The organism is Arcicella sp. LKC2W (assembly GCF_034931005.1).
Taxonomy (GTDB): domain Bacteria; phylum Bacteroidota; class Bacteroidia; order Cytophagales; family Spirosomataceae; genus Arcicella.
Map to the genome: position 1 here is coordinate 65,182 of NZ_JAYGIN010000009.1, position 20,212 is coordinate 85,393.

The window sequence follows — 20,212 nt, forward strand, 5'->3', positions numbered from 1 at the left end:
TCCTACAAATTATCTTCTCCACAATCTTACTACGCAAGATTCCTTGAGTGGGAGTTTTACTTCAATTTGCCAAATAAACAAATCTACATTGTAAGCAAAAATTGGTTTGTCCAATTCAATAGCTGCTTGTTGGTAAGGATTTAATTTGATGGTGGTTTCGTATTCTTCGATGGTATTCAGGAAGTCCAAAAATTCTTTCAACCTTTTCTGATAAACACCTTTTTCACCGTTGATTCTCAAGTCAAGATTTATTCCATTGGTACTTATTTTTTCTCCTTTTTTATAGAAAATTCTATGCTGGATAGATTCTGAGTCTTGAGCATAGATAGGAGAATTTACCTTTTGGTCAAACATTAAAGTTTCAATTGGCTCTGGTAATATGGTTTGACCTCGGTTAATTCCCCAGTCGGAACCTGTTGAGGTTCTAACTTTGGTAAGTGCTGGAATAAATTTAATTGGTATAGTTTGGACAGATTCTTCGTTTTTCAAATTATCATCCGTAGGAATAGGATTATATCTTTCGTCTGAAATTGTTTCAGCAAATTTAACTTGGTACTTCTTTTTGTACAGAACATTATTACCTATCATAAAGCCAACAAATTGGCTTTTGTCAATTTTATTACTGTTTTTAATAACATCCTTTAAGAGCTTTACATATACTTTACTTTCAGATTCTTTAAAGTCTAATCCTGTACCTGTCAGTGCTTTGAAAGATTCAAGAAACTCTTTGATTGTCCAGTCTGGAAGGTAGTCTTTATATACTATCGTTTCGTCGTAGATATTGAATGGCAACTTTGTGGCTGGACATTGTTTGTCTTGAGCTTTGCTTGAGACAAGATAAATTGATTTAATATCCTCATCATTGAAAATATCAGTAACAATATTAAAGCCTAAGTATTTACATACTTTTTCAAAAATAAACTTGAGCTGAAAAGCTGGAGTTAATCCGAAATAGTCTCTTTGTAAATAGGTATTTAGGTAAAAAGAATTGGTAGTGGTGGTGGTGGTTTGTCCTCTGACTGGTGTTACTCCAGCTCCAGTATTGTTATTGAATGTTCCTGAATAACTTTCAGAATCGTAGGCTTTATCGTTTTGGATAAATGGATAAAAGAACGGTTCTGACCATGTTGCTTCTAAGGTTTTGTTTGGAAAATCTCCAATAGATTGGTAAGAAACTTGAACGGCCTTGTATTCTGTCGAGCTGTCAAAAATATCACGGGGTCTATCTTCTGTACCACCTCTTACATATCTATCAATTTTGATTTTGCAGGAATGTACAAGGGTATTGTTAAAGATAAAATGTAAGTTTTGTTCACTATCAATTACAGATAGGTTTTGTTGAGAATCATTGTAGGTTGTTCTTTTACTGTCCCAATCGTTAACTATTTCTCCAGATAGTTTTATTCTTCTTTCGGACTGAATAACAATAACATTATCGACGGTCACAGTTATTTTAACATGACCGATATTGAAAGAGTCACTAAACTTTTTGTCTTGAGTAATACTATCGTCGGCAATTGTCCAAATTCCTGTAATTACTTGAGATGTTGGTATTTTGTACTGGCCAAAATCAATGCTATTTACCTTTTCATCTAAGATAGATTTCTGAACATTACCAGGGGTTTTACTCAGGTCAATTGAGTAAGAAAAGTTTAGTGCTTTTCTAAGGTTACAATACCCATCGAAAATTACAAAATCATCAGCATAGAGTTGGCATCTATAGCTTTGAGTAGATTGTATGCCAACGTTTGGCATATTGACATTGCCAAAAACCTTAGTGGAGTTTTCATCTTTCGGAATTGTAAACTGAAAGCTGAAATCTCCAACTAACTCAATGGACATATAAGGGTTTTGAATCCTTAGTGTTGTGCCAAAATTTGGAGGTAAAAAGATACTTGTCTGTCCTATCTGAAGTCTGTAATTAGGCATAATTCATTTTGTTTTTAGCTACGGTAAATTCTAAATTAAGCACTTGATTGACTGCTTCTAAGTCAACTGAAGGAATGCTGTTTGTGTCGATTAGCAAAGGAATATACTTGGCTCCAGATAATTGATAGATTTCATTTGTCTGAGCTAATTCTTTCAGGATAGTTCCTGCTAAACTGGTTCTAATTGTACCTGTGGTTACTCCAATTTTATCACTTACTTCTGAATAAATGTACTGTTCTTCGTTGTTGGGAAGGCTTGCCTTCATTTTGTTGGCATCGGGTTTGAAGGTTCTTTGAGTCAAGGTAATGTACTCAAATACTCCTAAGCTTGACCGATAGCATAACGTAAAAGGATTATAATTCGGAGTCTTTTTGATGATGATATTCATTACTGAAGACAGTCTGAATACATTGTCATTGTCAACGAAAAGGGCCGTAAAGCTCTTGACTGTTTTAGCTGAAGAAACAACACTTTGAATACTCTCTAAACCAAAATTGATAAAGAACATTTGTTCATTTTCAATGCTTGTGAATTGAGGTATTAGATATGTTTGTGTTGTGCCATCATCAAAATAGATAGTTCCTGCTAAGGAAATACCATTTTGAATTTTGTTTAGATAGCAATATCTAATGACAGGTTCGTTTGGATAGGCTTCTATGGTTGTGGGTAGAGCTGTTAAGAAACGGTTTGTGTATCGGCTTTCAAAATCATAGTTTGATGAACCTGCAATTAGATTGTAGTCAGTTTCAAAGATTTGATTGCCTTTAATTTTTATCTGTATTTTGAAAAGCTGGATAAATGGCAAAACTTTGATGGTATCATCTACATCAGGAATTTGCATTTTTAGTGCAGCATAATACCTAAAAAATGATGATGGTTGAAAACTAAAATTACCTGCTAAATCCATTGTGGCAATTAATGGAGCATTGGGATTTAATACTACTTTGTTTTGTAGTATGTAAAGTTCAGCTCTTTCATTTTCGTAACCAAGAGCTGGGATTTTTAGGGCTTGTTCTGAATCTGCAAAGTATATCATTGTAAAGCTGATTTTTTAGATTGAAGGTTGTCTTTTTGTAATTTTTCTACTTCGTAAGCCTGTTCATGTCCGAAATATATTTTTGCCTCAAGATTATCCATCTTATCTGAAAGTTTAGTCAAGACATTAATGAGCATAGGGCTTTCGGTTGAAGTTGCTTGAGAAAACACAGGGTTTGAATTTGTGCTATTAGTAGAGGTATTTCCTCCAGCTTCAAAACCTGTAATTTTATTTACTCTTCGGTACTCAACGTAATCCATAATGTTAGCCACAACAGGATCTTGTAATTGCCAATTTGGAGTAATGTGTTCTCTACCTTTTTCTCCAATACGGGCTAAAAATCCTGGTCCTTTGTCGTACATTTTTTGTTTTACATTATCAGTATATCCACCTTCTTCAAATGCTGGAGCTTCGGCAGTGGCAATGGTTGCAATTTGGATTGCTCCTAATGCTGACACAATTGGAATCATCCACGGTTTTGCTAATACTTGGATAATTTGTGAGGCTAAATTCATGGTAGCATTAGCTAATTGTTCGGCTCTGTTGGCTTCAAATTGTTCTTTCTTGAGCTTCTTTTGAGCTTCGTTATGCTTTGCATCTTCTTCTTTCTTTTTCTGACTATACTGTTTGTCAGTTAAGATTTTAGCTTCTTTTTCTCTTTCAAGATTTTGAATGGTTTTATCATAGGCATTTTGTTCAGATTGGATTCTGTTATTAATATTAGAATTCAACAAACCTGAGATAGCCGTAAATGCTTGTTGGAATGAGCCTAAAATAGTAGAAACTAAGTTTTTATTGTGTGTTCTGGTTAGGTTCAATTCTTGCTGTCTGTAACGTTCACGGATGTTGGCTTTTTCCTGTTCGGTCAAATCTGTTGCACTCAGCTCAAGTCTCATTTCTTCGTTCATGAGTGCGATTTTCAACTGGATAGGATTTTGTCCTGCATCTTCTTTAGCAGATACTGCTAAACGCAACCGTTCCAACTCAGCGGCTTGCATCTTTCGGATTCTTGCCTGTGAGTGCTGTTCAAAAAGCTGATCAGATTGAATGTTGTATTCAGCATTGATATTCAACAATGCTTGAGTATGGTTTTTCTCAAGCATTGAAAGTGCATCTTGATTGCCTTTTAGTTTACGTTTCTGCTCTTGATAGTGGGCTTCTTCAGCATTAGAATCTTTGATTCTGTTTTCCATTAGTATTTGTTGACGTAAAACAAATACTTGGGCTTGATTACCTTTTTCTTGAGCTTGGTTTAGTTGAGCATTCAGTTCTTTTGTTCTGGCATCAAGCAATAAGGCAAGAGAACGGTTTGTTTCTTCTTTGAGTTGTGCTTCTCTCTCAAGGGCAAAAGCTTTTCTGATTGCCTTGATTTTTGCATTTTTATCAATTTCAATCAGTTGCTCTTCACTTTGGAATTGTTTTTTCTCAGACTTTGAAAGCTGGAAGAACTCTTTAACTAAACCGTTTTCATCTTGAAACTGCCGTTCAATTTGCTTGTGACGTTCTGAAGCATGAAATTTGGCTTCAATGATTTGCTTATCTTCTTCTTCAGCTCTGGCAATATCAGCTTCGTAAACAAGTTTTGCCCGTAAATCAATTTCAGCTTGAGTGTCATCCTGAATTTGTTTTAGTCTTTTGATTCGTTCTCTTTCGGCTTTTTCAGCCCTTGCTTTAGCTTTATCATCACCACCAAGATTGGAATTGAACTTATAATCTTTTGGTGGTTCTCCTGTGTCAGTTGTATTCGTTACTGATTGTTCACGGAATAGATTTTTATTGTTATTGACAGCATTTAGAATATCCTTATCAATTTGTAATAATCTATTCTGACGGCTTCGGATTCTATTTCTTAGATTCTCTTCAGCTTGTTCCATAGTTACACCAATTCCAACTCCTGTTATTTTTTCAGGATTCTGGAGTGTGTTTAATAATGAAGCTCTTTCAATCTTGAGTTTTCTCAAGGTTTCGTTGTTTTCCTTTACAGCATCCCACTTCATTTTCTCGACTGTTTGCTTTCGTTGGTCAAGGAATTTATCTACAAGTCCGATATTGATTGATAATGCTCTACCAAAGTTATCAACCTGAGTGATGGCATCTGGAACAATTTCTCCGATACCTCTAATAACTTCGTTGAACTGTCTTTGACTTTCGGCACTGTCTGCAATTTTGGGTTGAAGCTCTTTGTATTTATCCATCAAGGGCTTTAGTTTGCCATCGGCAATGGTCAAAGCTTGGTTTTGTTGCTGGTACTTTTCAGTCAGGTTTTCAGTTTTATCACCGATTAGAATGATTAAATCGGTAAAAGGCTTCAGGTAAGTTGTGAGGCCTTTGCCAATTGATGCCATCCATCCATCCCAAATCTTGCCTGCTTTTGCTAATTGTGCAGCTGTATTCGTATTCTTTTCGTTGAATACTTCCTGTAGTCTGGTAGCTTCAGCAACGGCTTCAGAAGAGATTTTTTGTTTAACCTGAAACTTGCCTAAATTATTGATCATGTTACCAATTACATCCACTGACTCCTTAGAAGTTAGCTTGAGTTTTTGGAGTGATTCAATTAATTCTGTACCACTGGCATTCCGTAAACGTTGGGCTAATTTTACGATTACTTCAGTTGGATTTTGATTGTATAGATCCTTAAACTCTTTGGTTGTCATTCTCAAGATTTTGGCAAAAGCTGAAGAGTTTTCACCTGCTACTTGAATAATATTGATAAGTCCTGAAGAGGAACGTTCTGCGGTAATACCTGCTTCTTCAAAAATGGCCGCAAAAGCTAAGACATCCGAAGCCGCTGGTTTGATGACGTTGGGAATTGAACCAATACGGGTGGTAAATTCTATGATGCCTTTGGTTGTAGCTGGCCCATCATCATTTAGTTTTTTGATAGCTGAACCAATACCATTAATAAATTCTGGCATGGTTTGGCCTTTGGTTTCTGAGAAGAAACCTTTCATTTTTCCGAAGGTGTCGGCTAATTCTGAAACGTTTGAAAAGTCTCTTTCGAATACGATTGAGGCTTTATCCATCGACTCAACAAAAGCTGTTCCGTCAGTTTCATTTAGATCACCTGCAATGATTGCCAATTCACGGAGTTGTGAATTGCTGGTACGGGTGTCAATATTTTTTAGATCTTTATTAAGTTGGTTGACCTCAGCATCAGATTTTTGAAGTGATACTTTAAGGTCTGAGTTTACATCAGATAATTTACTATAAGAATCAATTGCTTTGCCAATAGCCGCTGGTATTTGCTGAATAGCTTCTAAACCAAAGGCCGCCACTCCCCCGCCGATTCCTCCAGCTAAGGCAGCAGGCATTTGACCAAACACCTGTTCCATTACAGATTGCGTGCCTTTAATCTGTGATGTTCTGGAAGTGATTAAAGCATCAACTTTTTGAGCATCGGCAATTCGTTTTTTAGTAGCATCTGATTCAAAATCAGCTGAGGCCTCAATTTCACGGTTGAGCAATTTATAGTATTCTCTAAGGTGTTGAACTGAAAGGGCCTCAACTCCTTGAGCTTTTACCGTTTCTTTCAGCTGGTTGTCGTAAGATTTTTGATTACGGGTAATTTCTTTGATTCGTGCTGAAACATCATCGTAGTCTTTACGGGCTTGTTTCCACTGTGGTGAGCCTTCAGTAAAAGTTGTTTGCCATGCTTGAGCATACTCTCTTTGTAGCACACGTAGGTTTTTGAGGGTTAGGCCTGTAAGTCCTAATTCTTTTCTTTGAGCTTCAATTTGTTCACGAACAATGCCCATGCCGTCGGCAATGGATTGCTGGTCGGTATAGGATTTAGCCTCTTTTTGGGCTTTTGAAAGTTTTTGATAAGACTCTTCTAACAAGCCTAATTTGTTGATACCCTCAGAGGTATCAACTTTGATTCTCATCAATATTTCTTCTACTTTATAAGACATTGATTGTTGTGGTTAGTTGTCTGAATTTTTCGATATTAAAATCAGCCATTTGGGTTACGTAAGACACTAAGACCGATTGAAGAGAATTGAGCCTACTGAAGAAAGGTTTGGTAAGAATCTTTTTGGGCTTTCTTGCTGAGGCTGTGGGTTCTCTGGTTGATTTTGAGGGTTGACGAACACCTTTGTTATATCCTGAGCCTGCTCCCATATCCACAAAACGGAGGGATTCACGGGAGATGAAAGTGATTTCGTACAAACCTTGTCCAAGGTTTTGGAGGATGAGCCTAATGTTTTCTTGGTCGGGGTCTGAGACTTTAACACCTTTTTTAATGATGACAGAACCAATGATTTTTTCGGTCGATTCGATCCATTCATAGAGGAAATCTTCAGCAAGGAGTATGTCTTCGGGAGTTACCATATTCCGAAGTTATGGGAGGTTTTGAGGGGTAGAAAGGACAAAAAAAGACCCCTGCTAAACTCATGTTAGCAGGGGGATGGATTTGGGTTGAATTATTAGAGTTGCCTAAGCTCTAATTCTATTTTCGTCCTTAAATACTGAAAGGACTCGGCCGCTGGTTATATAGTTATTTTTTCTGCAATAATATAACAGCCTTCTTGTGAGAGTATGTTTATATTATTGTCTTTACAGTATTTTTGAAAATTAGTCCAATTGAATTCTTCTATCATTAATAGAAATCTGTTTGGAAAAATCTGTCTAATTATTTTAGTAGGGAATCCTATGTCATCAATTAGATTGTTTATTTCAACTGGATTTGCAATACAAGATTTCATGATTTTCTGTTTAAGAATTTGCCTAATCTATACCATCCGTATAAACCAAGGGCTGTGATTATTATTGCTGCCATGGTGTAGTTATTTTATGCGTTAAAGATAATAAAAATTTATATTGGATTTATAGGCATTGAGAATGAATCTGGAAATGGATTCCTTATGGTGTAACCATTATTGATATTCATTGCCCAATTACTCCTTAAAGAGCCTTTTAAGTAAAGATAAGTATCAATTATTTTATAGGGCTTTTCATCTTTTACATTTTCATAGATATAATCAATAAAACGATAAAATCCACAAGAATAAAGCCTTTTTTCTATTTGTGTTGAAGCAACAACAGATTTTAAAGCTTTGTTATGAATGATGTTTTTTTGACTTTCATAACACTCTAAAATATATTGATAGTCAAAGCCATCAACATTGTCTGGAGTAGATAGTTTCTTTTCATAGTTTTGCCAAACTGTCCATCTTCCTGGAGAAACTCTTTCTGTAAAAAATAGCAAGTTTTCAAAGTGCTTTTCCAGTTGCTGTTCTGCTGAACCATAGGGGCTTGATACAAAAATATGGTCAAAGTCCAAGAGGTTGATTTCAACTTTATTTTTACCAATTATGACTTGGTTATAGACTTCGTTCAGTAATCGTAGTTGGCGTTCTTTCATTGTATTTTTTTTCTTAAAGATACAAAAAAGCACTCTAAAATTAGAGTGCTTTGAATTCATCTTTATATGGATTTCTATCTTCTAATACAGTAGGATATAGTTCTTCTTGTTTTGATAGCCCAGTGCAAAGCTCAAAAATGATAATTGCAAATTTAAAGCCTATTCCCATTTCTTGCGTTTTAGAACTGACCATCGCCCGTAGTGAGCCGTCTGAGCAATCTAATAACTTAGCAATGTCTTTATACGTCAAAGAAAAATGATTCCTAAGACGTGTGAAGCGTTCTGACCAAGATAGGGTTTTACTTAAGCTATCTTTTTCTTTGGGTATTTTCTCAAAAATCGTAGCTATCCCATCATTAACAGTATAGTAATTCCTATCTGTTTTGTATAATGTTTCCCCTTCGTGTTTTAATTCAGTAGGTGAAACTTTTATTTCAATTCCTCCTGCCTGTATTAGTTTTGCGGTTATTTTTTTCATGCTATGCGTATAATTGAAATGAAGAAACAATAAAATTATATCTGTCATTTAATCTACTTCTCATTTCAGATATATCTTCTTGGCTTGCATATTTATTGAAAGTATATCTATATTGATTTAACTCAAAATTAGAATCATCTTTCATATATTTAGAAATAGAAGCAGTATATGCTCCACTTCTAATTTCAAAAACTGGACTTTTTGAAAAATTCTCAAACACTTCATTGAAGTGGACATCTTCAAGCATCATTACTGATAAGATGTATTTTTCTAATAAATTAAGCTCATTGTATTTCATGTTATTGTTCGTTGTATTTGGAGTAGATTCTTCTTCAATTTCAACAGAAGTAGAATCTAAAATGTCTTGATTTTCTGGGATAGCTACCTCAATAAGATATTCCATATCTATTTGATTAGTAAATCTATTAATTCCAGATTTATTTCCCGATGCTGTTATTTGCTTATCAACAACCACCTCCCCATCATTTATATCCAATACGGTAATTTCTGTTGCTCCAAATTTTGAATAAGGAGTGTTAGGCTTGATTGCGAATGTTTTTCCTATTAATCCCATCGTTTTATTCGTTTAAGCATCAAAGTTCGTTCCTTGATTACCTTACAAAGATAGGAATAATATTTTAAATGTTATTATATATTAACATTTATTTTTTAATTAATTTTTATTTGCTGACAAATGCAAGCAAAAAAGCCTCTAAAATTAATTTAGAGGCTTTTTTGTGTTTGTTAAATTTCATTTCTTTAGCTTTTCGGCAAAAAGAATTCGGATAGTTTTTGCCAAATATCTACTCCTGTTATTGTTTTGATGTTTTCGGCAAGGCTTTTTAGTTCTATGGTTATGATAGATAATGATACACCGTAGGAAACTTTGAGGTCAATGTCCTTAAAGTAGGTTATTTTGATTTTCTCACAAACTATTATGAGTAAAGCATATACTACTACTTTGGTTGCTGTTCTTCTCCAGCCTTGTGAGGTTATTGCTTCTCCACGTTTTTTAGCTGCTTGAACTCCTGTGATAAAGTCAAGAATCATTAATAAGAATATTGCGACTATAAAGTCTGCAATGGGATAAAAGAATTGAGCTAAAGCACCAAAAATGAGGTAAACGATTACTTTCCAGTTGGGAGCTACAAGGATTTGTTTGATTAAAGTGGTCATTGTTTTTTTTGATTGTGGTTAAGATAATTAGAAAATAAACTCATTAGAAATAATCCTAAAAGCACTAAGCAGGCGTCACGGAAATAAGGAGATGCTCCCCATGTGTTGACTTCTTGAGGTACTTTTAGAGTGACTGTTTGTTGTGCTGAAGCTGAGTCACAGTCGGCTTTAACTTTTAGGATTCTATCCTTATACTCAATTCTTACTTTTGCTCTTCCCTGCTGGGCTTCTTCGTAAAAAGGGATGGTATCATTAAAATCTTTATGAGTGTAGATGACTGAATCTTTAGGGATTGATACGGTAACTGTTTTTTGGACTGTTACCGTATCAATTTTTGTGTTGGCATAACGTCGTTTTGCTTTGTTGTAGGTCATACAAGCGTTAAGTATTAGGGCTATGATTACGGCAAATAGTATGAGTAAAAGCCTTGCAAAGTTGGTTGTGGTTAGGTATTTCATGATTTGTACGTTATCCAGATTTCTTCTTTCGTTTCGGCTATTAAGAGTTTGGCCATCAGCTTGTCAAAAGCTAATCTTGAGTTAATGACCGTATTGTTTTTGTACTGAGTACCTAATAGAAGACAACCTTCAGTATCTTGAGCTGTGTTACCAGAATGGATTCGGATTCCTTCAAAACCTTTGACATTATGAACTTCTGGGAGATACCGTTTAAATCTGTTTGAGAAAGAAATAGATATTCTGTATCGACCTGAAGGGATTGCCGTTTTACCAAATACTTTCTTTTTCTTGATTTCATCGACTGGCATAGAGTCGGTTAATCCTCGGTCAACATCTTCAAGACCGTAAGAAAATAGCACTCCATCAATCAAAACTGTTGAGATGGTTGATTCTTGGGTTTTTAAGAATCTGTTGACTGTTATTTCCATATTATTGAGTGGTTGTAAATGACTGATATTGTGATGATATGCCTATGATGGGTGCTTTGAAGGTTAGTTCTAAGCGGTAACCACAAAGGTTTTCTACTCCTCCAGATGTACGGTTTTTACGTACATTGGTAATAGTAATTGTGCCTTGCTCAAAAGGTGCTAATCTTTTGTTCTTCAGGAATAGAATTTCTCTCCAAAATTTTTCAATGATTGGTTTTGCTAAGTTTTGGGTCGTTCTGACTGAGTTTTCATCTTTGGCAGATTTACGGGCAACTTCTACAGAAACTTTGGTGAAATCAAAGAATTGTCCAGCCGTCGGTTCTTCCGTAGAAACTGAAAAGGTTTCTGGAGAAAGAATTACACAAAAGTTCTTAGCATCTAAGTCTTGAGTGATTTTAGAAAAGATTTCTTCACCTTTGATGGTAAATCTGTTTTTACCGTTGGCTTGGTGTTGTATGTCTGGATGATTGATGGCAAATGTTTCCATCAGATCAATAAACTTATCTTCTGTCATTTTTTGAGCTTTTCTAATTCTTCTTTTTGAGCTTTATTTTCCTTGATGGTTTTGTCTAAATGCCGTAAAACATATCTGACATTTAGATCATTGAACGTATCGTACTTATCGGGTGAACCTGAGATATTGTCAAGTGTATCTAACCAAGAATCTCTTGTTTCTTCCACATTTATTTCATTGGTGCTTTTTGACTTTACAAAAGCATTTGGAAACTCGGACATTATTTGATTGATGATACCTGAGAATGACCACAAGATTACTTGTTTTGTAGGGTCTGAGATTCGGGTAAACCTCCAAAAATACACCGCATTTGAGTCTGACAATCGGAAAAACCACAACCTGAACTTAGGGAACAGCAGGGACAATAGACTTCTGAAGTTGTCTGAACTGGGATTAGATTGATATTCAAGAAAGGCAACTGTGGCTTGCCAAAATTGTCCGAATGAAAATGTTTCTCCGAAATCGGACATACCTGAATAAAATCCAAATATGCTGCACTGAATTTTTTGAATTGGTGCTGTATAGATTTCATTTCTTCTGCTGAAATAGAAGTCTGTGCAATGGCTGATAAATTCGGAGTTGTGTTCATTGGCTAAATTGTAAACTTTTAGGTTTATGAATTTTGACAAAAATTGTCCAATCTTGGTTTTGCTGAATTTGATTGAAAGCTTTACTTTCAGCTTGAGCTTTAGCACTTGCCATTTTGGATTTGATTGTTCTAACATGGCAAGGAATGCAAAGAATCTGAAACGGCTTTCATCTAATTGGAGCAAACTCATTTCTGCAATTTTGATTAGGGTTTTGGCAGTAAGCTTGTTAATATCCTGTTCAATCTTGAACTCTTGGTTATCAATTTCTATTCGTAACATCCTGTATAGTAAGAAGCTGTATTTGCTTCGTTTTGATAAGCTACAACTGTTTGAGCATTGTCCTGTAATGAAATAAGAGCATTGTTGACTTCAGCACAAATAGCTTTTGCAGTTTGCAGTTTTTCTTGTCTGTTATTATCAATACGGGCTTGTTCGGCTGTAATGTAGCTTGCCGTTTGTCGGTTTGCTCCTGTGTTGTTAGAAGTATAAACACCATCGCCTAAAACAATTGCTAAATCGTTGATGCCGTAGGCATAGGCAAAGTGACACAAGGCACGTTTGAGATTGTTAGTTAGAGAAACCTTTTCTACTTCCTGAGAATTAATTAATGCCTGTACTCTTGTTAGAAGTGGTTGAATGTCAGTATCTAAAGCCGTTTGTAAGTATGGTTTTAGGGCTAAGAAAGCAGCTCTTGAATTGTGGATGTACAGATACTGTTGGAAGTCTGTCAGCGTGCGAATTGGCAGTTTTGTGAAAACTGTATAAGCCTCTGAGTCCATCCAGATTTCAAACTTTTTAGGAACTATTTTAGTGGCATTTTTCTCCAGGTATTTGAGCAATAAATCAACTTTGTTATTAGCTGATTTTAAACAAGCATTTTTAAAGTTTTGCAGAACTTCTAAACGAACTGGCTTACTGTTGGCATCGGAATTTTCAAAAATGCCATCAGCAGACAAGTTCACAAGGCCTTTGTCTGCATAGATTGCACCTGCATAATTGATAAGACTGATTTTAGTCCAGCCTTGTACCGTTGTGTCTTCTTCTGTACCATCAATAATTTTCTCAAGAAACTCTGGAGAAAGAATATTGTACAGATAAGTTTCAGCAGCATCTTGAATGTTTGGTACAAGTTGAGCTGGCTCAAAAGTGGTAGTTGAGCGGATATGCTTGTGAATATCCGCTTCAGTTATGTATGTTGAAAAATCAAGTATCATTATACGTATGGTTGAGTATCGTAAGTCTTTACAAAATCTTTATTATTAGCAATTTTTGCTTCAAATTCCTCAATAGTTTTATCAGATAAATAACCTTTCTGAACACATTTCCCATCAAGAAATAAAGATCTTCCTGGTCGAGCACCTCTATTGTATTCCAAGTGTGATTCAAGATATTCCTCAGTTACACCATTGATTTTAATATCACCATTTGCGTAAACTCCGATTGTTGTATGTATTTTCATTTTATGATGGTCTATCAGATGCTGTAATTTGTCTGTCTTTCGGGTTTACAGTTGCCAACGTTGGCATATTTGGCAGGTTAAAATCAAATTCCATCTCTTCAGACCAGCCGTTATAGTCACGGATGAAATAGAATTGTTCACAGATTAGTGTCCGTAAAAATTCGTCTAATATCAGTTCAATGGTTTTGGATTGCTGTTTTGCTGAACCACCCGTTTGGTTTTCTTGATTTGGTCCACCTCCAGTCATCCAGTCAAGGCCGATTCCGAACATGATCTCTTTCCTTGCAGTATTGGCATAGGTTGAGATACTGCCATCTAATTTCGCAACTTCTAAGAAAGTAACTTCCCATGCCTCTTGAACATTATCAAAATTGGTTTTTCCAATGATTTGGCCGTTTGCTGACCGATTCTGAAGAAACTCTGTTTTGACATCTACAATGAGGGTTTTACCTGCATTGTCAATTCCAGAAAGCATTTTATTGAAATCTGTAATCTCAAGTTTCTTTTTGGACTGACGTTCAGTAGGTGTCATTTCTCCCCATTCTTTTTTGCCAAAACGGGCTTCCCAGTACCAATCCTTTATTTTTACTACTGTCAGGACGGTAGCTTTATTTTGTATTAGAGCTTTGATGTAACGGGGTTCATCGTTAGAAATGTCTATCCATCCCATATCAATGAGTGCTTGAATTGATGATTTAGGATAGCCGTTTTTGGTGTGAGGGAATTGGATTGTTTTGACGTATTTCTTATACTTGATACGTTCTTTTAGGCTTTCAACAGCAAAGTTGGACTCGTAAATAAGTGGGCGTTGGATAGCGGTTTTAGGGATTGACATTCCATATTTATCCCACTGAGCATCCATCCAGATAGTTCCGTCTAACACTTTGTTCTTATCATCCCATCCGTAACGGCATTGTTCAGCATTACGGGCAAAGATGCCTAAAACTTTCTCACCTTTATTGTCGAAGAAATACTCCATCGGTGACCATCTGAAGACTAACATATCACAGATCTGTTGATAAATCTGTGAGGCAAAAGAGGTGTGTGAGCGTTTGAACTTTGTAAATTCACCGTAATTGACTGGGTTTCCATCAGGATCTTTTGTGATGATACCGTTTGCAAAAATTGAATTGGCTCTACGGAAAATACCTGCATCTAAGGTGTTGTTTCCTTCGACAATTGAACGGATGCCCTGTGGATAGGTATTGTTTTCACCGTATTTGAGAACTCCAGCGGTATTTGGTGAAAATACTTCACTTTTCAGTTCTTCAGGTTTTGTCAATAAAGCAGGTGCATTTAGTCTGCTTGAGACAGAAGACATTTGGAACAAAATATTATTGTTCTGGTCAAATATACTACCGCCTTGAAGGTTATATAATCCTGAGTCTGGGTCTTGAGTAATTTCCATGCTTAGTATGCAATTCGGGTGAATGTTGGTTCGTGGTGAAACTTAAAATGAGTAATAAAACGGATGTTTACGTTTCTGATTTCTTTAGAATCAAGGAAGAAAACCCGTCTTATTCTGTTTTGAAGTTCTGGCCTTACGGTACTGATTATTGATTTTGATACTGAAATGTTGATGTATTTCGGTACAAGCTTGATGAATTTGGCCTGTATGACATTTTCGAATAATAGAATTTGTCCACCTTGATTTTTAGAATAATTGCAAGTGGAAACGATTATATCAAAAGGTATTGGCTCATGCTTGACTGAAAATGCTTCCATTTTCATTGGTAATTCCGCAATGGGAATAGCGTTTTTGTTGAATTCCATAGTTGAAATTAGCTATGGCAAAAGCAGATAGAAAGGACAAAAAAGGGTTGAAGTTGGTTTTGTCGTCAGCTATTGAGCAAAACACTTAATAGGTTGAAAGAGAGGGGATGTTGCGAAGGAAAGAAGCCTATTAAGTGTTTTGCTCAATAGCCTCCATAGTAGGGGCGACGGCTTTCTTACTAAGGTTATTAGCAAGGGATTAGCCGTGAAAGATTTACAATTAATTATAGATAAAAATTGAGGTTTTGTTTTTGAAAATAATAAGATGCTTTACTTTCCCATTTTTGTTAATACCTAAATTACTGATATAGGTTACAAATTTACTGTGCCTTAGCTTTCTGTATTGTTGTGGGGAAGTCATAACCGTATTATTTAACTTTCTCATTCGGGCGTAATATTTTTTAGTTCTCATTTAATAAGTAGGAAGGGAAACGGTTTAACGTGTTTAAAGATTCTTTACCGAAATAATTTTCTACGATTTCAAGGGCTTCCGTGTCGTCTCCTGTGTATTCACATTCATGATTAACAAACTCATAATTATAAATTTCTTGCGGAGTGCATTGTTCTCTGATTTTATTCTGTACATTTTCATAATGTGCTTGCATCTCGTCTAATCCTTCTTTTGTTCCAAATAGTCCATACATAGCTTTTAAAATTTTCTTGCCTTCCAAGTTTTTTTCTTTTACTCCTTCGGCAAATTGTTGGTTAGAGAATGCGTAAAAACATTCTTTTAATTCGGGGTGTTGGTTCTTTAGTTCTTTGTACATTTTAGAAATTATTTAAAAGTCCATTTACGGAGAATGAGTAATAATCCTCTTGTGTTAAAATCATGTGTTCAATTAGTTTAATATTCAATAGTTCGCCAATTTTTTGAACTCGTTTTGTGGTTTCTTTGTCGGCGGGACTTGGTGTTCTATTTCCGCTCGGGTGATTGTGTGCTAAAATTATTCCTGTTGCTCCTGCATTTAAGGCAATTGTAAATATTACTTTGGGGTCGCATATTGTAGAGTTAATTCCTCCAACTGATATTTTATAACTTCCTACTACTTTATTGGCACAATTGACACATAATAAAAGCAATTCTTCACGCCACAAAAAAGTAGAACTATCAAATATTTGTCTGAGTACTATTTCACAATCTTCTACAGTTTCAATAGTAAATAGTTCTGATTGCTTAACGTTGTTCTTGTATTGTAGCGAAATTTCTATTTCGGGAATGATTAATTTTTTCATTTTCTTATCTCAATTAAGTTTTGACAAAAATTTAAGGTTTTGGCATTTAGTTCTGCGTTTGTGCCTATTGCATTACAGAAAGAAGCTTCTTTCTGTTTTCGGGTGTGGGTTGTATTGTGTGTAATTCCATTAAATAACCCGAAAAGGTTATTTCCTAATTCGTTGGTTTCGATTCTTATGCTCTCGTTAATATCTCTTATGATGTTGTTTTTTCGGGTTGAAATCAATTTATTGTCTTCTCGTTCATGTGGTGTTACATCAGCAATTAAATTGACTAAACTTTGTTTGTCTTCTTCTACTATTTCAAAATCAATGTACTCCGCAAATTCATCATAAAAACGTTGTCGTTGTCTTGTATAGTTAGAAAATGAACCCGCCAAACTGTCTATTTTAAAACTATGGTTTTTTGTGTGGTTAATTTGGATTTGTCTAAACTGCTTTGTAAAACGGTTCTCACAACGTACCATTATGTTGGAATTACCAACAAAAAACCCTGTACTTCCATCGTGTGAATTACCGATTAAAAGATAATCTTTGAAATCATAACCGTTTATCCTGGAAGGCTCTAAACATTTGAGAAACGCAAGCGTTTTTTTACCTCCTGCAATCTCATCGTATAGTTCTACTGGATAGCCTGTAATTTGGCTTAACCTGTAAACAGTTTCTAAAAATCGTTCGTTAGTTGTGGGCGTATAGCTGTTTTTTGCTATGTGTAAAAGTTCGTCTGTGTCGCTTCGGTAAATAGCCTTATATCCGTTTACTTGCTTGAAATTGCTAAAAATAGGGCGTTCGATTACATCCCAATTTAATGATTGAGTTTGCATAATATTAGAAAGTTTTGTTAGTTTTGTATGTTGTTCGATGACATTTGAACAATGTGTTAGAGACGGTTACAGGTTCTTCCCCTGTAACCGTTCTTTTTTCTACAAAGTGTGGTTTGTGATTTTTTGCTCTAATTCTACTAAAGCAATTTCGCCACCTTCAAAAGCTTCTATTATAAATTTCTTGATGCTATCAACATTTTGGAAACTTATTTCTTTTCCGCTTGCATGGGTTATTTTCATAGTACAACCCGAACCATCAATTAACAACTGTTTAAAGTCGTGAATTTCAGATAAGCGTACTTGGAAATTTTCATGTTGCTTTAACAAGCTACTAAGATTTATTACGGATTTTGCAACGTCCGAAACGGACTTTAGAGGTTTAATTTCCTCTAAACTTGGGTGAATGATTACATCTGTTTTAGATGCTGAAGACTGAGGATTAGGCAATACTTGAGCCTGCTCCTTTTTAGGGGTGCTTTGTACGTTTGACATTTTTATTATGTGTTAAAAATTAAAAATAATTATCCGAAATAAGCCCTCAAAACTGAGGTTCTTCCCTCATTTCGTTACACTAAGTTACGAAATGAGGGCACTTAAACAAGCAAATTATCGAAAAAAAATGTATAAATATTTGATTTTCAAACACTTGTAAGAAAAATGAAATATTCAAAAAATTTAAAAAATGAAATCGGACGTAACACGCCCTATTCCATCCATGCAACTGCATTTTTAAAAATGCTTTAATATGTGAGTATTAGGCACTAACTGTGCTTTCAGCGTATTTTATCATTCCGTTAAACATAGTGTCAAAAGCTTCAGTAATATGCACCGAATTTTCAGGCCTAACTTTGCGGGCTTTCTCTTGCCTCTTATCTTTTTCAAATTTCATACGGCCGTTTTTATTAATTAATTGAGTTTGTACTCTTGTTGCACAATATTCAAATTGTCCTGCATTTTCCATGTTATAGGCAAATGTAAAAGGATATTGCAACGTCCCCCCTGTAAGCACTGCCGCTATCATGTTATATCTAAACTCGTGGTCAGTTTGTACTAAGTAGATAGGTGTCACTTTGAATCCTTCTTCTTCCAATTCATTCACCGTATTGGCCGCATAGGTTTCTTCTTCGTTCTTATCAGCATCGGTTGCAACGGCTGTATTGTCATAGAAGTATATTATTTCCATGTGCTTTAGAAAGGAATAATAGTTCATGAAGTCTCTGAGTACATCGGCTCGCTTGAGCGGTGCTAATACCCAAAATACTTTTAGCAGTGTTATCTGATTTCCTTTTAGCTGGCCAACTGAGATACAAGATATATCACTGTTGTAGTCCATACCAATGAATAAAGGCTGGTCTTCATCTATATCACCATCCCATCGACAATCTCTTTCCTCACGGTAGTCTATTACATCACTGTAATCACTCTCAGGTGTAATATACCCGTGCTTATCCTTATCTAAATCAGGATAGAAACAATTGGCTACCATCTTAGGAATCTTATTCAGTACAGATGTGTCAAAGATTGGCTTTTCATCAGACCTTAACCATTGCTTGATTGTATTGTACCCTAAAGCATAGATGTTCTCAAGGCTATCAGCTAAACTAACGTATGTCAATTCAGTACATAAAGTATTCAGCTCTTCATTAATCAATAAAGACTGATCAATATAGATTTTCTTCTCTGCCTTATTCTTTGTAGTAGCAATTTGAGTATCTAAATACCCTTTAATTTCTGCCAATTCTTCAACCTTAGCTTTAGTATCTGTCTTTTCCTGGGCAAAGAATTTAAACAACCAGAACTCACTTGGTGTAGATGGCATATCTGTCACAAAAGTGATAGACTTGTGTTGGCTTAAATGTCCAAAATGCTCTTCATTGCCTCTCAAACATTTGATGGCCGCTGAAACTTTTTCTTCCTTGCATAACCTTGCCTCATCAATAATCATCCAGTCGATAGAATCACCATTTGATAATGAATTGTAATTGAAACTAAACAGCTTTACCACCGATCCATTGCGGAAATGTATACAACGTTTATAGTCTTTTTGTCGAATATGCGGTCTATCAAAGTGTGCTGGAGGCTTTTCAAAACAAACAAAGTCTTTGCCTTCTACCAAGCCCATTGTTTCCCATCCTTTCACTACCTGAGGAAAGATATGTTCCATCATGTGCTGATAGCTCGGACAGCCAATTGCTCCCACACTTCGTGGCATCGTGATAGCAAAATAGTAAGATTTTGGGCTGGTAACTCCGTATGTTTTACCTGTACCCCTTCCCCATATATTTAAACTGATTGCGGCACAAATCAGGTTAGTTAAGATTTGTGCCGCATGGTAGTAAATGTACTTTAAAGTCTTCAGCTGTTGTTTCATAATTCTTCATGTGCAATATCCTCAATTGGTTCTGCTTTCTTAGCTCTAAGAGTAGCTACTAAAGCATCAATTTTGGCTTGCATTTCTGGTTTGTAGTTAGGTAAAAGTGTTGGTTGTGAGCTAAATATTGGTACTGGTAATTCTTCTTGTTCCGTAGGCATATCTACCCAATTCTCTTTCAATTTTTGCAATCCTGCTAAAAGCATAGCAATTGACTTAACATCCAGCTCATCTTGATCATAAGCTGCATCAATGGCGGTTGTGTATTCATCGTAAAGGAATATCTGTATTTCGTACTTTGTAAAGCTCTCTTGTGGATTAACTTCCGAAACGACTTCATTGTAAATTTTGTAGGCATTTGGACGGGAAATATAATACTCCTTAATTATCTCAAAAATCAAGTCTCTACGGGTTTTTCTCTCAGCTGAAGGAACTGTCAATTCATCCAAAATGAAGTCTCTGACTGACTTCTTTTCAGCTAATTTTTCAGAAAGAGTATAGTATTTCTTTTTTGTGGCTAATACTAAAGCACCCTTAATTCCCTTACTTGTTTTAACCTGCTTAACCTGCTTCTTTGCCAT

Annotated in this window: 22 protein-coding genes; all 22 read right to left on the bottom strand. The window is 35.5% G+C overall.

Annotated elements, in window-relative coordinates; genetic code table 11:
• Positions 1-9: 9 nt before the first annotated feature.
• Positions 10-1,929, bottom strand: coding sequence for a hypothetical protein (locus VB796_RS08600; protein WP_323346118.1), 1,920 nt, complete (start codon positions 1,927-1,929; stop codon positions 10-12).
• Positions 1,922-2,965: a hypothetical protein gene (locus VB796_RS08605; protein ID WP_323346119.1), complete on the bottom strand. Its 1,044-nt coding sequence runs from the start codon at positions 2,963-2,965 to the stop codon at positions 1,922-1,924. The genes VB796_RS08600 and VB796_RS08605 overlap by 8 nt, the downstream gene beginning before the upstream one ends.
• The gene (locus tag VB796_RS08610) at positions 2,962-6,876 is read right to left on the bottom strand and encodes a phage tail tape measure protein (RefSeq protein WP_323346120.1); all 3,915 of its coding nucleotides are present in this window, start codon (positions 6,874-6,876) and stop codon (positions 2,962-2,964) included. The genes VB796_RS08605 and VB796_RS08610 overlap by 4 nt, the downstream gene beginning before the upstream one ends.
• Positions 6,866-7,294 carry a hypothetical protein gene (locus VB796_RS08615; protein ID WP_323346121.1) on the bottom strand — a complete coding sequence of 143 codons (429 nt, stop codon included), beginning with the start codon at positions 7,292-7,294 and terminating at the stop codon, positions 6,866-6,868. The genes VB796_RS08610 and VB796_RS08615 overlap by 11 nt, the downstream gene beginning before the upstream one ends.
• A 484-nt stretch (positions 7,295-7,778) precedes the next feature.
• A complete protein-coding gene (locus tag VB796_RS08620; protein WP_323346122.1) occupies positions 7,779-8,327 on the bottom strand; it encodes a hypothetical protein in 549 nt (182 codons plus the stop codon).
• A 40-nt stretch (positions 8,328-8,367) separates the two neighbouring features.
• Positions 8,368-8,805, bottom strand: coding sequence for a hypothetical protein (locus tag VB796_RS08625; protein ID WP_323346123.1), 438 nt, complete (start codon positions 8,803-8,805; stop codon positions 8,368-8,370).
• Between the two features lies 1 nt (position 8,806).
• On the bottom strand, positions 8,807-9,379 hold the full coding sequence (locus VB796_RS08630; RefSeq protein WP_323346124.1) for a hypothetical protein: 573 nt from the start codon (positions 9,377-9,379) through the stop codon (positions 8,807-8,809).
• Between the two features lie 185 nt (positions 9,380-9,564).
• Positions 9,565-9,981 carry a phage holin family protein gene (locus tag VB796_RS08635; protein WP_323346125.1) on the bottom strand — a complete coding sequence of 139 codons (417 nt, stop codon included), beginning with the start codon at positions 9,979-9,981 and terminating at the stop codon, positions 9,565-9,567.
• Positions 9,978-10,439, bottom strand: a complete 462-nt coding sequence (locus VB796_RS08640; protein ID WP_323346126.1) for a hypothetical protein — start codon at positions 10,437-10,439, stop codon at positions 9,978-9,980. Before VB796_RS08640 ends, VB796_RS08635 begins: the two co-directional genes overlap by 4 nt.
• Positions 10,436-10,867, bottom strand: a complete 432-nt coding sequence (locus VB796_RS08645) for a DUF5675 family protein (protein ID WP_323346127.1) — start codon at positions 10,865-10,867, stop codon at positions 10,436-10,438. The genes VB796_RS08640 and VB796_RS08645 overlap by 4 nt, the downstream gene beginning before the upstream one ends.
• 1 nt (position 10,868) lies before the next feature.
• Positions 10,869-11,381, bottom strand: coding sequence for a hypothetical protein (locus tag VB796_RS08650; protein ID WP_323346128.1), 513 nt, complete (start codon positions 11,379-11,381; stop codon positions 10,869-10,871).
• Positions 11,378-12,250, bottom strand: a complete 873-nt coding sequence (locus VB796_RS08655; RefSeq protein ID WP_323346129.1) for a hypothetical protein — start codon at positions 12,248-12,250, stop codon at positions 11,378-11,380. The genes VB796_RS08650 and VB796_RS08655 overlap by 4 nt, the downstream gene beginning before the upstream one ends.
• Positions 12,238-13,185, bottom strand: coding sequence for a DUF6712 family protein (locus VB796_RS08660; protein ID WP_323346130.1), 948 nt, complete (start codon positions 13,183-13,185; stop codon positions 12,238-12,240). Before VB796_RS08660 ends, VB796_RS08655 begins: the two co-directional genes overlap by 13 nt.
• On the bottom strand, positions 13,185-13,430 hold the full coding sequence (locus VB796_RS08665; RefSeq protein WP_323346131.1) for a hypothetical protein: 246 nt from the start codon (positions 13,428-13,430) through the stop codon (positions 13,185-13,187). Before VB796_RS08665 ends, VB796_RS08660 begins: the two co-directional genes overlap by 1 nt.
• Position 13,431: 1 nt before the next feature.
• A complete protein-coding gene (locus VB796_RS08670; protein WP_323346132.1) occupies positions 13,432-14,838 on the bottom strand; it encodes a hypothetical protein in 1,407 nt (468 codons plus the stop codon).
• Positions 14,839-14,840: 2 nt separating this feature from the next.
• Complete coding sequence (locus tag VB796_RS08675) at positions 14,841-15,203, bottom strand: hypothetical protein (RefSeq protein ID WP_323346133.1); 363 nt, start codon at positions 15,201-15,203, stop codon at positions 14,841-14,843.
• A gap of 401 nt (positions 15,204-15,604) precedes the next feature.
• Positions 15,605-15,970 carry a hypothetical protein gene (locus tag VB796_RS08680; protein WP_323346134.1) on the bottom strand — a complete coding sequence of 122 codons (366 nt, stop codon included), beginning with the start codon at positions 15,968-15,970 and terminating at the stop codon, positions 15,605-15,607.
• A gap of 1 nt (position 15,971) precedes the next feature.
• A complete protein-coding gene (locus VB796_RS08685; RefSeq protein ID WP_323346135.1) occupies positions 15,972-16,436 on the bottom strand; it encodes a JAB domain-containing protein in 465 nt (154 codons plus the stop codon).
• The gene (locus tag VB796_RS08690) at positions 16,433-17,260 is read right to left on the bottom strand and encodes a DUF932 domain-containing protein (RefSeq protein ID WP_323346136.1); all 828 of its coding nucleotides are present in this window, start codon (positions 17,258-17,260) and stop codon (positions 16,433-16,435) included. Before VB796_RS08690 ends, VB796_RS08685 begins: the two co-directional genes overlap by 4 nt.
• A gap of 99 nt (positions 17,261-17,359) precedes the next feature.
• Positions 17,360-17,752 carry a hypothetical protein gene (locus tag VB796_RS08695; protein WP_323346137.1) on the bottom strand — a complete coding sequence of 131 codons (393 nt, stop codon included), beginning with the start codon at positions 17,750-17,752 and terminating at the stop codon, positions 17,360-17,362.
• 262 nt (positions 17,753-18,014) lie between these two features.
• Positions 18,015-19,631 carry a hypothetical protein gene (locus VB796_RS08700; protein WP_323346138.1) on the bottom strand — a complete coding sequence of 539 codons (1,617 nt, stop codon included), beginning with the start codon at positions 19,629-19,631 and terminating at the stop codon, positions 18,015-18,017.
• The gene (locus VB796_RS08705; RefSeq protein ID WP_323346139.1) at positions 19,628-20,212 is read right to left on the bottom strand and encodes a hypothetical protein; all 585 of its coding nucleotides are present in this window, start codon (positions 20,210-20,212) and stop codon (positions 19,628-19,630) included. The genes VB796_RS08700 and VB796_RS08705 overlap by 4 nt, the downstream gene beginning before the upstream one ends.

Coding starts and splice junctions, on each gene's coding strand:
- VB796_RS08600 (WP_323346118.1), bottom strand. CDS start 1,929: ATGCCTAATTACAGACTTCAGATAGGACAGACAAGTATCTTTTTACCT.
- VB796_RS08605 (WP_323346119.1), bottom strand. CDS start 2,965: ATGATATACTTTGCAGATTCAGAACAAGCCCTAAAAATCCCAGCTCTT.
- VB796_RS08610 (WP_323346120.1), bottom strand. CDS start 6,876: ATGTCTTATAAAGTAGAAGAAATATTGATGAGAATCAAAGTTGATACC.
- VB796_RS08615 (WP_323346121.1), bottom strand. CDS start 7,294: ATGGTAACTCCCGAAGACATACTCCTTGCTGAAGATTTCCTCTATGAA.
- VB796_RS08620 (WP_323346122.1), bottom strand. CDS start 8,327: ATGAAAGAACGCCAACTACGATTACTGAACGAAGTCTATAACCAAGTC.
- VB796_RS08625 (WP_323346123.1), bottom strand. CDS start 8,805: ATGAAAAAAATAACCGCAAAACTAATACAGGCAGGAGGAATTGAAATA.
- VB796_RS08630 (WP_323346124.1), bottom strand. CDS start 9,379: ATGGGATTAATAGGAAAAACATTCGCAATCAAGCCTAACACTCCTTAT.
- VB796_RS08635 (WP_323346125.1), bottom strand. CDS start 9,981: ATGACCACTTTAATCAAACAAATCCTTGTAGCTCCCAACTGGAAAGTA.
- VB796_RS08640 (WP_323346126.1), bottom strand. CDS start 10,439: ATGAAATACCTAACCACAACCAACTTTGCAAGGCTTTTACTCATACTA.
- VB796_RS08645 (WP_323346127.1), bottom strand. CDS start 10,867: ATGGAAATAACAGTCAACAGATTCTTAAAAACCCAAGAATCAACCATC.
- VB796_RS08650 (WP_323346128.1), bottom strand. CDS start 11,381: ATGACAGAAGATAAGTTTATTGATCTGATGGAAACATTTGCCATCAAT.
- VB796_RS08655 (WP_323346129.1), bottom strand. CDS start 12,250: ATGTTACGAATAGAAATTGATAACCAAGAGTTCAAGATTGAACAGGAT.
- VB796_RS08660 (WP_323346130.1), bottom strand. CDS start 13,185: ATGATACTTGATTTTTCAACATACATAACTGAAGCGGATATTCACAAG.
- VB796_RS08665 (WP_323346131.1), bottom strand. CDS start 13,430: ATGAAAATACATACAACAATCGGAGTTTACGCAAATGGTGATATTAAA.
- VB796_RS08670 (WP_323346132.1), bottom strand. CDS start 14,838: ATGGAAATTACTCAAGACCCAGACTCAGGATTATATAACCTTCAAGGC.
- VB796_RS08675 (WP_323346133.1), bottom strand. CDS start 15,203: ATGGAATTCAACAAAAACGCTATTCCCATTGCGGAATTACCAATGAAA.
- VB796_RS08680 (WP_323346134.1), bottom strand. CDS start 15,970: ATGTACAAAGAACTAAAGAACCAACACCCCGAATTAAAAGAATGTTTT.
- VB796_RS08685 (WP_323346135.1), bottom strand. CDS start 16,436: ATGAAAAAATTAATCATTCCCGAAATAGAAATTTCGCTACAATACAAG.
- VB796_RS08690 (WP_323346136.1), bottom strand. CDS start 17,260: ATGCAAACTCAATCATTAAATTGGGATGTAATCGAACGCCCTATTTTT.
- VB796_RS08695 (WP_323346137.1), bottom strand. CDS start 17,752: ATGTCAAACGTACAAAGCACCCCTAAAAAGGAGCAGGCTCAAGTATTG.
- VB796_RS08700 (WP_323346138.1), bottom strand. CDS start 19,631: ATGAAACAACAGCTGAAGACTTTAAAGTACATTTACTACCATGCGGCA.
- VB796_RS08705 (WP_323346139.1), bottom strand. CDS start 20,212: ATGGCAAAGAAGCAGGTTAAGCAGGTTAAAACAAGTAAGGGAATTAAG.